Origin of the sequence: Hyunsoonleella ulvae, assembly GCF_016827605.1 — a bacterium.
GTDB classification, from domain to species: domain Bacteria; phylum Bacteroidota; class Bacteroidia; order Flavobacteriales; family Flavobacteriaceae; genus Jejuia; species Jejuia ulvae.
In genome coordinates this window covers 784,521-800,238 of the sequence record NZ_JAEPJQ010000001.1, presented here as the reverse complement: position 1 = coordinate 800,238, position 15,718 = coordinate 784,521, and the positions used below count along the sequence as shown (strand labels likewise).

The window sequence follows — 15,718 nt, the reverse complement described above, 5'->3', positions numbered from 1 at the left end:
GTGTAAATAATTTTAATTATTTTTTAATTTATTTTTATTCTATATCGAAAACAGTATTGATAACACGTTGTTGTCTTGCTTTATCTCTTGTGCTCGAACCTGGTGCCGGTACTGAAGCAAAAGATCTGGAATTTACTTCAAGAGGTACCAATCGCATACGTTGTAACATGTAACTCCAAGCACCCATGTTTTCTGGTTCTTCTTGTGCCCAAACATAGGTTTTTACATTTTTATAGCGGTCTATAACCTTTTGAATTTTATCCAAATGCAACGGGAATAATTGTTCAATTCTAACTAATGCGATATTGGTGGAATTCAATTCCTCTCTTTTTGCCAAAAGGTCGTAATAAAATTTACCAGTACAGAAAACGAGTTTTTCAACGTTATCTGGGTTTATAGTATCATCGATAACTTCTTCAAAACCACCAGTAGCTAATGCTTTAATGGAGGATATTGCTTTTGGATGGCGTAATAAACTTTTAGGCGTGAAAACAATAAGTGGTTTTCTGTAATCACGTTTCATTTGACGCCTTAGTAGATGGAAAAAGTTTGCAGGTGTTGTACAGTCTGCGACAATCATATTATCGTTACCACACAACTGCAGGTAACGTTCAATTCGCGCCGATGAATGCTCTGAACCTTGGCCTTCATATCCATGAGGTAATAGAACAACAATTCCGTTTTGTGCCTTCCACTTATCTTCGGCTGCAGATAAATACTGATCGAATATAATTTGTGCACCGTTACTAAAATCGCCAAATTGAGCTTCCCAGATGGTTAGCGTATTTGGGTTAGCCATGGCGTAACCATAATCGAAACCAAGAACACCATATTCAGATAGGAATGAGTTATAAATATCCATATTCCCCTTATTGTTGGGGTTGGTGTTTAATAAATTTACACGCTCTTCAGATATGACATCACGCAGAATAGCATGTCTATGACTAAATGTACCACGTTCTACGTCTTGTCCAGAAATTCTAACATTGTAGCCTTCTTCCATTAAACTTCCGTAAGCTAACGTTTCGGCCATTCCCCAATCCAAGTTGTCGGTTTCAAAAACCATTTTGGCTCTTCCTTCAAGAATACGTTCAGCTTTACGTAAAAACTTTTGTCCTTCAGGTACTGTAGATACTACTTTAGAGATATGCTTAAGACTTTCTTCTGGGTATGTTGTATCTTCACTTAGAAGCATTGCATCAATGCCTTTACGCTCAAAACCATCCCAGCGTTCCTGCATAAATTCACGAACTTTAGATGATTCTGCTTCTTTTGATTTTTCGTATTCCTTTTCTAAAGTGTCTTTAAATTCTTTAACTATCGCATCTGAATAGCCTTTATCTATGGTGTTTTCAGCGATTAATTTATCAGAATATATTTTAAATGGATTAGGGTGCTTTGAAATGTTCTTATATAAATTAGGCTGTGTAAAACGAGGTTCATCCCCTTCGTTATGGCCATATTTACGATATCCTAATAAATCAATGTATACATCTTTTTTATAACGCATACGATAATCTAATGCCATTTCTACAGCATGAACCACAGCTTCAGCATCATCAGCATTTACATGCATTACAGGAGATAGGGTTACTTTTGCTACATCAGTACAGTATGTACTCGATCTCCCGTCTAAATAATTTGTAGTAAAACCTATTTGGTTATTTACAACGATGTGAACTGTACCTCCAGTTTTATAGCCATTTAATTGACTCATTTGTCCAACTTCGTAGGCGATACCTTGCCCAGCGATTGCTGCATCTCCATGAACTAAAATTGGTAATATTTTTGAATCGTCCCCATCATAATCACTGTCTATTTTGGCACGTGTAATACCTTCGGCAACAGGGCCTACAGTCTCTAGATGCGAGGGGTTTGGCACTAAGTTCATCTTAATAGACTTACCGTTTTGATAGGTTTTATCTAAAGTTAAACCCAAGTGGTATTTTACATCCCCATCAATATTTTCATCTTCAAAATCTTTTCCATCAAATTCACTAAAAAGTTCTCGAAGTGGTTTTCTAAAGATATTTACAAGTGTGCTTAAACGTCCACGATGCGCCATCCCTAAAACACATTCCTTTACACCATATTTTTCAACTGACATGTAAAGTGCGTTGCTTATGGCAGGAATTAAAGATTCTCCTCCTTCCAGTGAAAAACGTTTTTGACCAACATACTTGGTTTGCAGAAAGTTTTCGAAAGTAACCGCTTGATTTAACTTAGAAAGGATGTACTTTTTAGTTTCTGGTGAGTATGACGGATGATTGTCATTTGTATTTAGTTTATCTTGCCACCATTTAATTACTTCAGGATTACGCAAATACATATATTCAACCCCAATAGAATCAGCATAAATACTATTTAAGCGTTTTAAAATTTCTCTTAGAGGTTGCGCTCCATGACCTAAAACTTCAGCAGCATTAAATACCGTATCCAAGTCACTTTCAGACAATCCAAAGTTTTCTAAAGCCAATGTTGGCGTATAAGTTCTCCTGTCCCTAACAGGATTTGTCTTGGTAAATAGATGCCCTCTACTTCTATAACCATCAATAAGTCTGGCTACCTGAAACTCTTTTTGAATGTGTTCTGGAATTTGAGTTGAAACACCTTCAATAATCTCGCCATCTAATCCGTAATTTTCCGAACCAAAGTCATAGCCCTGAAAAAAGGCTCTCCAGCTAGGTTCAACACTATCAGGGTTTTGCAAATATTGGTCGTATAAATCTGCAAAATATGCTGTGTGTGCAGCATTTAAGAAGGAATATTTATCCATGGTTATAGTATCCTATCGCTTGTTGAAAAAACATTCTTCAAAAATACAACTTTTAGGAAAAAAAGATAGGTGTTTCAAAGTATTTGTAAAAGCTTAGAGGTGTTTTAACAAATCCACTAAAATAACCGTTAAAATTTTAGAGATTTTCATATAAATGGTTTGAAAATTTAAGGAACAAAAAAACACCTTTAATTTAAAAGGTGTTTTTTTGGGTTAGTTACAATGTGTTTTTATTTGTTAGGGTAATGCAAAGGGATAATTTACGGGATAATTACTTGCTTTTGCAAGATTACCAGATGCCACAAAGTTAGAACCAAAAGCTTCGTCTATGGCTTCTAAGAATTTGTTAGCCATAAGAGCGTATCCTCTAGCATTAAGATGTATACCATCTAAGCCAATCGCACCCCCTGTAACCAAACCTGCTGTTAAGGTAAAGTCATCAAAACTAATTCCAGTACTGGCTAGTTCGCTAAGTATGGCATTTAAATTAACTAAAGCAATGTTTTCATTAGAATTAGCCACACTTTCTATGGTAGCATTATAAGCATCTGTTGCAGTTATAATTTCAGATAGTTCATCACTATCTAACGCATCTTTATCATCAATACCGTTTACAGCAGCTAAAACTAATCCTGCTTGTTCTGGTGTTGGAGTGCCTCCTTGTTGTAATAGCCCTAAAACTTGAAGAACTTCAGGGGTTAAAGCTACAGTGCCATAACCTTGTGCTAATGCAGCTTGGTCTATGGTTAAAACTAGTAACTCATCTTCTGTCATTTGTCTAAAGCCCAACGGATTTGTTTGCGTAACGGGTACATCAATGATCCATCTATTAGGGCCTTCATTAAATGTAATGGCATATTGTGCAGCCAGTGCTTGCGCTTGTTCAATAGGGACCCCCTGCAAAACAGCTCCTTGTAGAAAAATACCACTTACAGCTTGAAATACACCAGTTAATTGTGCAGCTGTAGCAGCATCCAGAACTAAGGCGTTATTTGGTACAGTTGTAAAAAAAGGCAAATCAGTAACATAGGGCACATTGGAAACAACACCTTTGGCCCCGTTTGAGGTTAAAGCACCTACTAAAGCGTTAAAGGAAGCGTCAAAAGTTGCGGTATCTGTAATAGGATTTGAACCATCTCCACCTGAAGTAGCAAAACCTAAAACATCATTTCCTCCAATTTCTGAAAGCGTGAAGAAAGTTGGGTTTTGAGCCAAAGCATCACCTAAAATCGTTGCTGTTGGACTAGACGCCATTCTTACATAGTAAGGATTTGCTAATTCTAGGGATAAATTTGCAGGATTACCATAACCGTCAAATAATAAATGAAAACTTTTGGCTCCTGGCACCCCCATATTAGTAAAAGTACCACCTAAATTTGCTGTACCTTCAGTTGTTGGTGTTGCAGGTAATCTTTGAGGTCCTGTACCATTAAAAAATAATCTTGGTAAGAATTCAGGGTTTGGCATTCCTCCTATAAGTAAACCTCCAATATTATCATCCATTAAAGGTTGCGTAAGTTCATTACCACCAACTTTCATAAATTGTTGCGACAGAATGTTTGGAAAAGAATTTTCTTGACCAGCTATAAACAATGCGCCATCAGTAAAACCAGCTGTAAATGATGCGCCTACCGCCACATAGTTAGAAAAATCTGCAGATCCAGAAGTTAATTCAGGAAGTATTATTTCTTCAGTACTATTTTTATTTCTTAGTTCTTCTAACTCTTCGTTCTCACAAGCTAAAAAACTCAGTGCTAATATTGATAAAATGATGTATTTTATATTTTTCATTGCTTAAATTTTTAAAGATTGTTGATGGTTAACGCTACATAATACTGAGATCCTATGAAACCTGTTCCAAAGGCAGTAAAATATTCATCCGCTAATAGATTAGTGGCTCCAGCCTTAATAGTTGTTTTTAGGTTTGGTATCCTATAGTTAACTTGTGCATCTAATACATTGAATGCAGGTATTTCTCCATCACCAAAGGAAGCTTCCCAGAAGTAATTATCGCTCCATCTCCAAGCAAGGTTAAATCCAAAGTTTTTGAACAGCTCTGTTTTTCCAAAGCCTAATTTTACTTTATGTTCTGGTGTATTGAAATTGGTCCTAAAATCTGGATTACCAGCAACATCAAAGTCTAATCGAGCCCATGTGTAGTTGGCGCTTAAGTCAAAATCATCAAATACTTTTGTTGATACTCCAATAGCGGCACCATAGGAGTTAACTGTTTCTTCAGTATTTGTATATGTTTGATAACCTACTACATCTCCGTTACTCAAAGCTGCTAATATTTGTTGGGTATCTGCATTAAGACCTGCTACTGAAGCTGGGTTATTTGGATCATAGCCTGTTAGGTCAAAGTTAGATACATTACCATAAAGTGGTGCAATTACAGATTCATTGGCTAGAAAGTCGTTGTAGGTACTATAGTAGGCAGATGCGTCTATTATAAAACCACTTACTTTTCCTCTATATCCAAGCTCAAAAGAACTAACCTGCTCAGGTTCTGCAAAACTTGAGTTACCAATAAAATTACTGCCATTAGATGATGGATCATGGGTTCCTAAACCATTGGCAATTGAAGCAAAAAGCGAATTAGTATAAGCTGCTGCTCCTGTTTGGGTAATACTTGATGGTTGACCAAGGTTGTTTTGTGCAAACTGGCTTACGTCATAATCTCTAGAATAGCGTTCTCCAATATCGGTTGCACCACCAATTAAAGTTCCTAAGGCAGTTCTTAATCCAATGTATAACGATTGTGTATCTGGGTTTCTAAATCCAGTTTGGAATGAAGCTCTGAAATTATGATTTTCGTTAACTGTTAATCCAGCTGAGATTCTAGGAGAGAAGAAGCCGTCAAACAATTCTGATTTATCATATCTGATAGATCCTGTTAATTTGAGTTCCAAACTTTCATTTAAGTCAACAGAACGTTGTAGTTGGGTGTAAATTCCTAATTCTGAATATGTAATGGGACCATTAGCATCAGCATAAATAGTACCAAAAGAATTTAAACGATATGTTCTATATGAACCTCCTACTTGTACTTCAGCAAAATCTACTTTATCCTTGAAATTGTAGTTTAAATCTCCATGATAAATTTTGGAATTATCTTTAAATGCAGAGCCTGTCAAGAAATCAGTGTCTGATGTAACTTGATTGAAAAGACGTTGAAATTCATCTGATTCTAAATCAGGTCTTCCTTCTTCTGCAGCTATTCTTGCAGCATTATGGGCTTGTGCATCAGTAGCACCTCCTAAAACAGAAGCAGCATAAGTACCAATATAATCTCCAAACCAATCTTGATGAGATTTCCATGCTTGTAATAAATTTGGACCTGCAACATCCATTACATAAGTGTCGCCAGCTTTATCAGATGTTACATAGCCTCTTATGAAAAAGTCATCATTTCTAACTTCTAATTTATGTTGCTGTAATGAAAATCCATCTATTCTATAACGTTGTGCTCCCTGGTAAATGGTAGATCCTGTTCCTACTTTTCCAACATATTGGATTTCAAAATCGTTACCCCAAGGGCGGAAATATAACCCCCAATCAGCTTTAACACTTTCAGCATCATAATCCGTTAGATCTATTTCTCTATAACCAGTTCTACTAACATTTACATCTGGTATTATACCTTTTATACTTGCTGGTGCCGCATCTCTAATATTTGTAGTTACATTATCGCCATATACGTTAACTCCATCATAATTAATGTTAGATTCTCTCGTGCCACCGGGAGTATCTTTATCGTCATAGTTAGTCGCAAACCAATCGGTGCCTTTTAGATATCCAAAGTTTACCTTGGCTGCAAAATGATCACTAAATTTATGTGAAACACTTATGCCTACATCTGTATAATCGTTATTTCCTGCTGCTTCTTGAGATGTAATACCTCGTTTAATATAACCTCTCACACCTTCATGGTCAAAAGGGTTTTTACTAGTCATAAATAATATCCCGTTAAAAGCGTTGGCGCCATAAAGTGCAGATGATGCACCTGGTAAAAGCTCTACACTTTGTACGTCGGTTTCTACCATTCCTAAAAGGTTACCTAATGGAAAGTTAAGTGCAGGAGCAGAATTGTCCATACCATCTACTAATTGCATAAAGCGCGTATTGGCAAAGGTTGCAAATCCCCTTGTATTAATTGATTTGAATGTAAGACTGTTGGTGTTTATATCCACACCCTTTAAATTTTCTAGTCCGCCATAAAAATCAGCTGAAGCAGTGTTTTTTATAGCCTTAATACCAAATCTTTCCACGGTTACAGGAGATTCAAAAATACGCTCGGGTGTACGTGATGCTGAAATTACAACTTCATCAAGTTCATTACCTTCTTTTAAAATAATATCAACGTTTTGGTTATTTGAGGTTATCTCTTGGTTTACCGTTTCAAAACCTACACTACTAGCTTGGATTGTGAATGGAGGATTTTGATTAGCTGTCAAAGTAAAATTACCATCAAAATCAGTAACCGTACCAGTGGTTGTACCTAGTACTATAATATTGGCTCCTGGTATAGGTTGACCACTATCGTCCTTAACGGTCCCTGTAATAGTTGTTTGGGCAAAACTACTTGCACAAAACAACAACAAAATAAATTTGAGTATTGTTTTCATTTATATTAATTAGTTTACTTAATAAAGGAGTTTATTATTTGGTTGGCACTAAAAATATAAAAAAATTATGCACGCATAGTATATTTTGTTAAAAAAAAGCAGTAAAATTTATATTTTTAACAAAAAACAGGAGTAAAAATGAATAATATAAAAAAATAAATAGGGATTCTAGTTTTAAAATCCCTATTTAAAAATTATTCCACAGTAACAGATTTTGCAAGATTTCTGGGTTGGTCTACATTTTTATCTAACATTACTGCTATATGGTAAGATAATAATTGAAGAGGTATAGTTGTTAATAATGGAGATAAAGCTTCTATGGTTTCGGGAACTTCGATAACATGATCAGCTAGTTCTCTAACTATAGTATCTCCTTCTGTAATAACTCCAATAATTTTACCTTTTCTAGATTTTATTTCTTGAATATTGCTCACTACTTTATCATAGTGTTCAGCTTTTGTAGCAATAACAACGATTGGCATATTTTCATCAATCAATGCTATAGGGCCGTGCTTCATCTCTGCAGCTGGATAGCCTTCAGCATGAATATAGGATATCTCCTTTAGTTTTAAAGCACCCTCTAGAGCTACAGGGAAATTATAGCCTCTACCTAAATATAAAAAGTTAGAAGCATCTTTGTATATTTTGGATACCTCTTTTATATGAGCATCTGATTCTAAAGCTTTCTCTACTTTCTCAGGAATCATTTCCATTTCTAATAAGTAGCGACGGAAGTCTGAACTTGAAACAGTGCCTTTGGCTCTAGCCAAACGTAAAGCAATTAAGGTTAAAACTGTAATTTGAGTAGTAAATGCTTTGGTTGACGCAACTCCAATTTCAGGTCCAGCATGTGTATAGGCCCCTGCATCTGTTTCTCTTGCAATAGAAGAACCAACTACATTACATACACCAAAAACAAATGCACCTTTGGCTTTAGCCATTTTAATAGCTGCTAAAGTATCAGCTGTTTCTCCTGATTGTGAAATAGCTATAAGTACATCGTTTTCAGTTATAACCGGGTTTCTATATCTAAATTCTGATGCATATTCAACTTCAACAGGAATACGTGCTAAATCTTCAAAGATATACTCTGCAACCAAACCAGCATGCCATGAGGTACCACAAGCTACAATAATAATACGATTAGCATTTAAGAACTTTTTCATATTATCTTCAATACCAGCCATTTTTATGATAGCTTCATCTCTTAGTAAACGACCTCTATAGGTGTCATTGATTGCTTTTGGCTGCTCGTGAATTTCTTTAAGCATAAAGTGTTCGTAGCCTCCTTTTTCAATCTGCTCTAAGTTCAATTGAAGTTCTTGTATATATGGGTCTACTAAAGAGTCGTCTTTTATTTTTCTAACTTTTATGCCTTTATGAAATCTAATGATAGCCATTTCTTCATCTTCCAGATAAATAGCATTTTTAGTATATTCTATGAAAGGGGAAGCATCACTAGCGATAAAAAATTCATCTTCACCTATCCCTACTGCAAGCGGGCTTCCTAGACGCGCTACAACTACTTCTTCTGGTTTGTTTTTATCGAATACCGCTATGGCGTATGCGCCAACAACTTGGTTTAAGGCAATCTGTACTGCTTTACCTAATTTGACGCCCTCTTTGGTTTTAACTTCTTCTATAAGGTTAATAAGGACTTCTGTATCAGTATCAGATTTAAAGGTATAACCTCTTTTTATAAGCTCCTGTTTTAATGACTCGTAATTTTCAATGATTCCGTTATGGATAATCACTAGATCTCCCGAATTTGAAACATGTGGATGGGAATTCACATCATTAGGTACGCCATGGGTAGCCCATCGGGTATGCCCAATTCCTAGATTACCTGATTTAGTAATATTAGTTGCAACAGATGCTTCTAAATCAGAAACTTTTCCTTTAGTTTTTGATACCTTTAAATCTGTACCATCATATAAAGCGATACCTGCACTATCGTATCCGCGATATTCCAAACGTTTAAGACCTTCTATAACAATTGGGTAAGCATCCCTATGACCTATATATCCAACAATTCCACACATAGTTTTTAATTTGATTTTGGGGTTATATAATTAATGGCAAATATGAAAAATAAATATTTATAACTCATAAATATTTATGTGAACGTATTGTTTTATACGATAAAAGCCACTTCACTTTTTGAATTAATTCTCAATAGAGAACATGCAACAAATATCCTAATCTATTTTAATTCAGTAAAAAACACTTCCAATCGGAATTTTTTACTTGTTCCATCACTAGTTGTAGCCGTTGTGTTGCTGCCGTGTAATACAGTACCTCTGGGTGTAATAATAGCGGTTGCAGGTGTGCCTGTAACGTTATCTACACTGTTTAATAACGAGGTGTTTAAATTAATATTAACATTGTTGGTAAGCACTAACCCTAATTTGTTAACATCGGCATCTCTAACTAAAATGTTGTTTAGTAGATCTGTGACTTTAAGTTTGTATTTAGACACGCCATTTTCATCAGTTATCCTTCTACCTAAGCTAAATGTTCTTGATATTAGAGGATTGCTAGCATCTGTAGTAATATCTGTATTGTAATCTAAAATGGGAGCGTTGTTTTCTAAATCGTAAAGATATAGCCTGTCATACCTGTGATAATCTTCACCATTGAGGTCTTTTGGGTCTTCAGGTGTTATAAAAGCATTATCTTCATAAACAACTAGATGCGCTTCATTTATTAAGCGCTTAAGTCTGTATTGTTCGTTAATTGGGTCCAATACATTACCATTTTCATCAGTTTCCCTAAAAAACGTTTTAAAACATTCCAGAGCATCCTCTCCACAATCTCCAATGCCACTAAATAGTTCAATAACAGCCATAGCACCTTCAGTGCCTTTTAAATATAATTTTTCATCGCCCTCGGTAGTATTGGGTGTTGTAGGTAAAATAGAGTTGTAGTTATTTATAAATGTATTTAATCTGTTACCAGTAAAGTTAAGTGTATAACTTCCCGTGTCTCTATCAGTATCTGCATCGGTGCCATCATCGCTGGAGTAATTTATTGTAAGGGTTGCTCCGCTGTCTGCTAAATTTAGCAATACCATACTACCTTGATTATTTACTGCTTGGGCTTTTATGTACAACCCTCTAAAATGATTAAGAAAATTGTTAGAGTTGCTAAGAGTAGGTAAACCAGCTTGATCCAATATTAAGGATTGCCAACGGTTTTTACTCGTTTGGGTTGTTGCTAATTCAAGAACAAGAGCTGGAGGTAAAAACGTCGACGGAGTGTTCTCAATCTCTGTCTCTATCTCTCTTGCATCAGGAGATATGGTGTATAGGCTGTCACAAAACATCAAGCCTTTATGTTCGTCAAAATTAATTGTGCCGCTTTCAATTTCAGAAAAATTATCAATATTGTTTATTGTTCCATCAGCTTTAGAAAAATAGTTTTGAGAGTTGTTTTCTAAATCGTTTGGATTGAAAGTTCTCAAAAAATATGTATTCTCATATACCTTTAAACTTATTTCTTTGATATTTTCTGGATTGTTGTCTTCAACAAATAATGAGTCTATTTTATATTCAGGTTTCCCATCTGTATCTATACTTGTTTGCGTACTAAAATAAGGGATGGTAAGCGTTACGGATTCTATTACAGGATTTACTCCAAACATAGTAGCGCTATTTGTAGCAAAACTAGATGGAACAACTTGTGTAACTATGCTAGCAGTGGTTTGCCCATAAATTGGATCGTTGAAAAAACCAAGCAAGTTGGCCGTTAACCCATTTATCTGTTGTGCTGATAAGTTCTTGTTGTATGTTTTAATAGGAATTTCGTAAGCACTAGCATTGAAGTTAAAATTATTTTCTCCTAGAACACTACTTTCTATAGAACTGTACTCTGTATCACAACTTAATGCTATTAAAAAAATACCCAATAAGGCAACAGCATAGCGAGGGGCTTTCAATATCTTATTCATAAATATCTAAAGGATAATTTGGAGTATTAACCTAAAACTTCAGTGTTAAAAAACTCAGTGTATGCTTCTCCAAATTCATCTTTACTTTTATATTCTAACACAGGCTTGTTAGAATCTTTAATATACTTTTCTAAATGTTCTGGTAAAACTTCAGAACCCATAATTAAAGCATCAGAGTAATCCACTGCAACTTGCATTAAGTTGTTATATGAAGGCTCCTCTAAAGATTTTATAGCTTCTTCGTTTATGTTGTCAAATTTAATCTTATTGACCATATCTTTATTTAACGTATTGTTAAAACTTTGATTGTATACTGAAGTTACTATTTTACTCTCATTAAATAGAGGCTCGTCTTTATAATATTCTCTTAAGTAAAGTGGAAGTAATGAAGCTAGCCAACCGTGGACGTGTATTACATCTGGAGACCAGTTCAACTTTTTTACTGTTTCTATAACACCCTTGGCAAAGAAAATGGCACGTTCGTCATTATCAGAAAACAATGCGCCGTTTTCATCGGTTAACGTTGCTTTTCTTTTAAAATATTCGTCGTTATCTATAAAATAGACTTGAATACGTTCTTTAGGTATAGAAGCTACTTTAATGATGAGTGGCATATCCAAATCATTAATTACCAAGTTGATACCGGATAATCTTATCACTTCATGTAATTGGTGTCTTCTTTCGTTAATATTGCCATATCTTGGCATAAAAATTCTAATTTGACCACCTTGTTGATTAACCATTCTAGGCGCCTCGAACGACATTGAAGAAATTTCAGTTTCAGGTAAATAAGGCACTACTTCAGATGATACATACAATATCCTCTTATCTTTCATATATGGTTTGCTTTTGAAGATTCAAAAATAAAAACACGCAAAAGTACAAAAATTTATGCAAAGTCCCCGTAAAATCTTAAGTTTGCACGCGTTAATTTTTATGAAAAGTTGAAGGTTTACACTGAAAAAAATACAATTAGTAATGCGGTTGAGGCATTAAAATCAAAAGGTTTATCCGTTGGAATGGTACCCACGATGGGGGCATTACATGAAGGACATTTACAGTTGGTAATTAGAGCGTTAAAAGAAAATGATACGGTAGTAGTAAGCATTTTTGTAAACCCAACGCAGTTTGATAATAAAACCGACCTAGATAAGTACCCCAGAACTTTAGAAAAAGATGTTGAGTTGCTCAAAACGGTGAGTAATCATACTATTATTGTTTATGCACCTACAGTAGATGATATTTATGAAGGAAATACAGTGTCACAGTCTTTTGATTTTGATGGTTTGGAATTTGAGATGGAAGGTAAATTTCGTCATGGACATTTTGACGGTGTGGGTACTATTGTAAAGCGCTTTTTCGAAATTATAAAGCCCAACAAAGCCTATTTTGGCGAGAAGGATTTTCAGCAACTTCAAATTATAAAAAAACTTGTAGAAAAACACCAATTACCCGTAGTAATTGTGGGTTGTAAAATTCATCGTGAGACTAACGGGCTTGCAATGAGTTCTAGAAATACTAGGTTAAAACCAGAGTATTTAGAAGCGGCACCATTTATCTATAAAACCTTAAAAATTGCCAAAACAAAATTTGGCACAAAAAGTGCAGGAAAAGTATCGGAATGGGTTGATAACCAGTTTGCAACTCACGATTTATTAGAGTTAGAATATTTTTTAATAGCAGACGCTTCAACCCTAAAACCAGTAAAACGAAAATCAAATAAAAAAACGTATAGGGCGTTTATAGCTGTTTATGCTGGCGAGATTAGACTTATTGATAATATCGCTTTAAATTAATTAACTTTGCCTCATGCAAATTCAAGTAGTAAAATCTAAAATTCATAGAGTTAAATGCACAGGTGCAGAACTCAATTATATAGGTAGTATCACTATTGATGAAGACTTAATGGATGCTGCGAACATTATACAAGGCGAAAAAGTTCAAATTGTAAATAATGATAATGGAGAACGTTTGGAAACCTATTGTATTCCAGGACCACGTAAAAGTGGAGAGATTACTTTAAATGGTGCGGCTGCTAGAAGGGTTTCAGTAGGTGATACTTTAATATTGATAACCTATGCATTTATGGACATAGAGGATGCGAAAGTGTTTAAGCCATCGCTTGTGTTTCCAGATGAAGCCACAAACTTGTTAAAATAGAAGTTTGAATCTTAAAATAAAAAGAATATTAACCATTGCACTCCCTTTATTATTGGGAGTGTTTTTAGTTTGGTATTCTTTATCGCAAATTTCAATTAAAAAGCTTATTGATTATTTTCAGCAAGCAAATTATACATATATTATTCTTGGTGTATTTTTTGGTTTGCTTAGTCATTTATCAAGAGCCTATCGTTGGCGATTCCAATTAGAGCCAATGGGTTATAATGTTAAACTGGGAAATAGTATTATGGCTGTTTTCGCAACCTATTTAATTAACTATACAATTCCAAGAGCTGGAGAGGTGGCACGAGCTACAATTTTAACAAATTATGAAGACGTACCGTTTGAAAAAGGTTTTGGAACTATAGTTGCAGAACGTATTGCAGATATGATAGTAATGTTAGGGATTATTGCTATAACATTATTTCTGCAATTCGATTTTATTTATGGTTTTTTAGTTGAAAAGTTCGACCCTTCAAAAATCATACTAGCTGTGGCTGGATTATCGGTGCTTCTCGTTTTCTTTTTCAGATACATAAAAAAAAGCACATCAAAAATAGCCCTAAAAATAAAGAGTTTTGTGAATGGTTTGGTGGAAGGTGCTTTGAGTATATTTAAAATGAAGAAGAAATGGGCATTTATTTTTCATACCCTATTTATTTGGGCTATGTACGTATTAATGTTTTATGTAACTTCATTTGCTTTAGAGCAAACCAGTAACGTGCCTTTTGCAGCTATTTTAATTGGTTTTATAGCCGCTAGTTTTAGTATTGCAGCAACCAATGGAGGTATAGGTTCTTACCCTGAAGCCATAGTGCTAGCGTTTTCTTTGTTTAATCTTCCAGAAGAACCAAGTAGAGCTTTTGGCTGGATAATGTGGGGTTCACAAACTTTACTCATTATAATTTTTGGAGGACTGTCTTTAATTTATTTACCCGTTTTCAATAGAAAGAAAACATCAGGACATAATTAGGACAGGCTTTTAATCTCTAGCTTTATTTACTACCTTGGCGGTATAAAAAAATCTCAAATCATTTTAGAAATGAAAAAAGCTATTAATCTCATTTTGATGTTTTTGCTTGTGCTTAATTGTGTAAATGCCCAAGTAAAGTATGAGAACTTTCAATCTTCAAAATTAGGGGGAGAACGTCAAATTAAAATCCAATTGCCTAGAGGCTACAATACAAATGAGGAAAAATACTATCCTATTTTTGTGGTATTGGATGGCGATTATCTATTTGAAGCGGTAGCAGGTAATGTAGATTATTATTCTTATTGGGAAGATATGCCAGAAGCCATTGTGGTTGGGATAAACCAAGTGGATACCCGTTATGATGATTGTTTATATTCAGAGCAAAACTCTTTGCCAGTTGAAACGGGAGCTGCTTTTTTTGAATTTTTAGGTATGGAATTAGTGCCTTATATTGAAACTAATTACAGGACAGCAAACTTTAGGGTAGCAGTTGGTCATGGTAATACCGCAAATTTTATTAATTATTACCTTTTAAAGTCTAATCCGTTATTCCAAGGCTACATTGTTGTAAGCCCAGAGTTAGCCCCTAACATGCTAGATTATATTCCAGAGAGTTTATCCAAAATGGAATCAAAACTGTTTTATTATTTAGCAAATTCTAGTGCAGATAGTAAATCTTTAAAGCAAATGTCTGAAGCTTTGCACTCTGATATATCTGCGATAGAAAACAAGAATTTATCATATAGTTTCAATAGTTTTGAAAACGCCACGCATTATTCAGCACCTGCGCACGCCATTCCCAATGCACTTCAAAATATGTTCAAGGTATTTCAACCCATTAGTAAGGAAGAGTATAAAGAAGAAATTTTAGAATTGGAGATTTCTCCAGTAGTGTATTTAGAAGAAAAATATCAAGCCATACAGGATTTATTTGGTATAGATAAGCAAATACTTATCAACGATTTTAGAGCCATTGCTGCAGCCATAGAAAAAACTGAATTATTTGAATATTACGAACCATTAGGAAAGCTTGCCAGAAAGCAATACCCAAAAACATTATTGGGTAATTACTACATAGGAAGATTTTACGAAGAAACAGGAGAACCAAAAAAAGCAATGAAAACCTACCAATCTGCCTATACCTTGGATGAAATAGCAGGTATTACAAAAGATAAAGTTTTAGAGTTGGCAGATGCCATAAAAGAAGATTTTGGATACTAAATATAAAATTC

The 15,718-nt window shown here is 34.7% G+C and carries 10 protein-coding genes; 4 read left to right on the top strand and 6 right to left on the bottom strand.

Annotation, left to right across the window (positions count from 1 at the left end; translation table 11 throughout):
- Positions 1-34: 34 nt before the first annotated feature.
- The 6 genes from JS605_RS03695 to JS605_RS03670 all read right to left on the bottom strand — a co-directional run bounded on the left by JS605_RS03695 (position 35) and on the right by JS605_RS03670 (position 12,189).
- Complete coding sequence (locus JS605_RS03695; RefSeq protein WP_203256314.1) at positions 35-2,776, bottom strand: 2-oxoglutarate dehydrogenase E1 component; 2,742 nt, start codon at positions 2,774-2,776, stop codon at positions 35-37.
- A gap of 237 nt (positions 2,777-3,013) precedes the next feature.
- Positions 3,014-4,567 carry an SGNH/GDSL hydrolase family protein gene (locus tag JS605_RS03690; RefSeq protein WP_203256313.1) on the bottom strand — a complete coding sequence of 518 codons (1,554 nt, stop codon included), beginning with the start codon at positions 4,565-4,567 and terminating at the stop codon, positions 3,014-3,016.
- Positions 4,568-4,578: 11 nt separating this feature from the next.
- Complete coding sequence (locus JS605_RS03685; RefSeq protein ID WP_203256312.1) at positions 4,579-7,404, bottom strand: TonB-dependent receptor; 2,826 nt, start codon at positions 7,402-7,404, stop codon at positions 4,579-4,581.
- Between the two features lie 194 nt (positions 7,405-7,598).
- A complete protein-coding gene (gene glmS, locus JS605_RS03680; RefSeq protein WP_203256311.1) occupies positions 7,599-9,446 on the bottom strand; it encodes a glutamine--fructose-6-phosphate transaminase (isomerizing) in 1,848 nt (615 codons plus the stop codon).
- A 161-nt stretch (positions 9,447-9,607) separates the two neighbouring features.
- Positions 9,608-11,353, bottom strand: a complete 1,746-nt coding sequence (locus tag JS605_RS03675; protein WP_203256310.1) for a DUF4270 domain-containing protein — start codon at positions 11,351-11,353, stop codon at positions 9,608-9,610.
- A 26-nt stretch (positions 11,354-11,379) separates the two neighbouring features.
- The gene (locus tag JS605_RS03670) at positions 11,380-12,189 is read right to left on the bottom strand and encodes a glycogen/starch synthase (RefSeq protein WP_203256309.1); all 810 of its coding nucleotides are present in this window, start codon (positions 12,187-12,189) and stop codon (positions 11,380-11,382) included.
- A gap of 108 nt (positions 12,190-12,297) precedes the next feature.
- On the opposite strand from JS605_RS03670, the gene panC reads away from it, so the two are divergent.
- From panC to JS605_RS03650, 4 genes are all read left to right on the top strand, one after another.
- A complete protein-coding gene (panC, locus tag JS605_RS03665) occupies positions 12,298-13,149 on the top strand; it encodes a pantoate--beta-alanine ligase (RefSeq protein ID WP_203256308.1) in 852 nt (283 codons plus the stop codon).
- Positions 13,150-13,162: 13 nt separating this feature from the next.
- Complete coding sequence (gene panD, locus JS605_RS03660) at positions 13,163-13,513, top strand: aspartate 1-decarboxylase (protein ID WP_109351728.1); 351 nt, start codon at positions 13,163-13,165, stop codon at positions 13,511-13,513.
- Between the two features lie 4 nt (positions 13,514-13,517).
- A complete protein-coding gene (locus tag JS605_RS03655; RefSeq protein ID WP_203256307.1) occupies positions 13,518-14,486 on the top strand; it encodes a lysylphosphatidylglycerol synthase transmembrane domain-containing protein in 969 nt (322 codons plus the stop codon).
- Positions 14,487-14,555: 69 nt separating this feature from the next.
- Positions 14,556-15,707 carry an alpha/beta hydrolase gene (locus JS605_RS03650; protein ID WP_203256306.1) on the top strand — a complete coding sequence of 384 codons (1,152 nt, stop codon included), beginning with the start codon at positions 14,556-14,558 and terminating at the stop codon, positions 15,705-15,707.
- Positions 15,708-15,718: the final 11 nt, after the last annotated feature.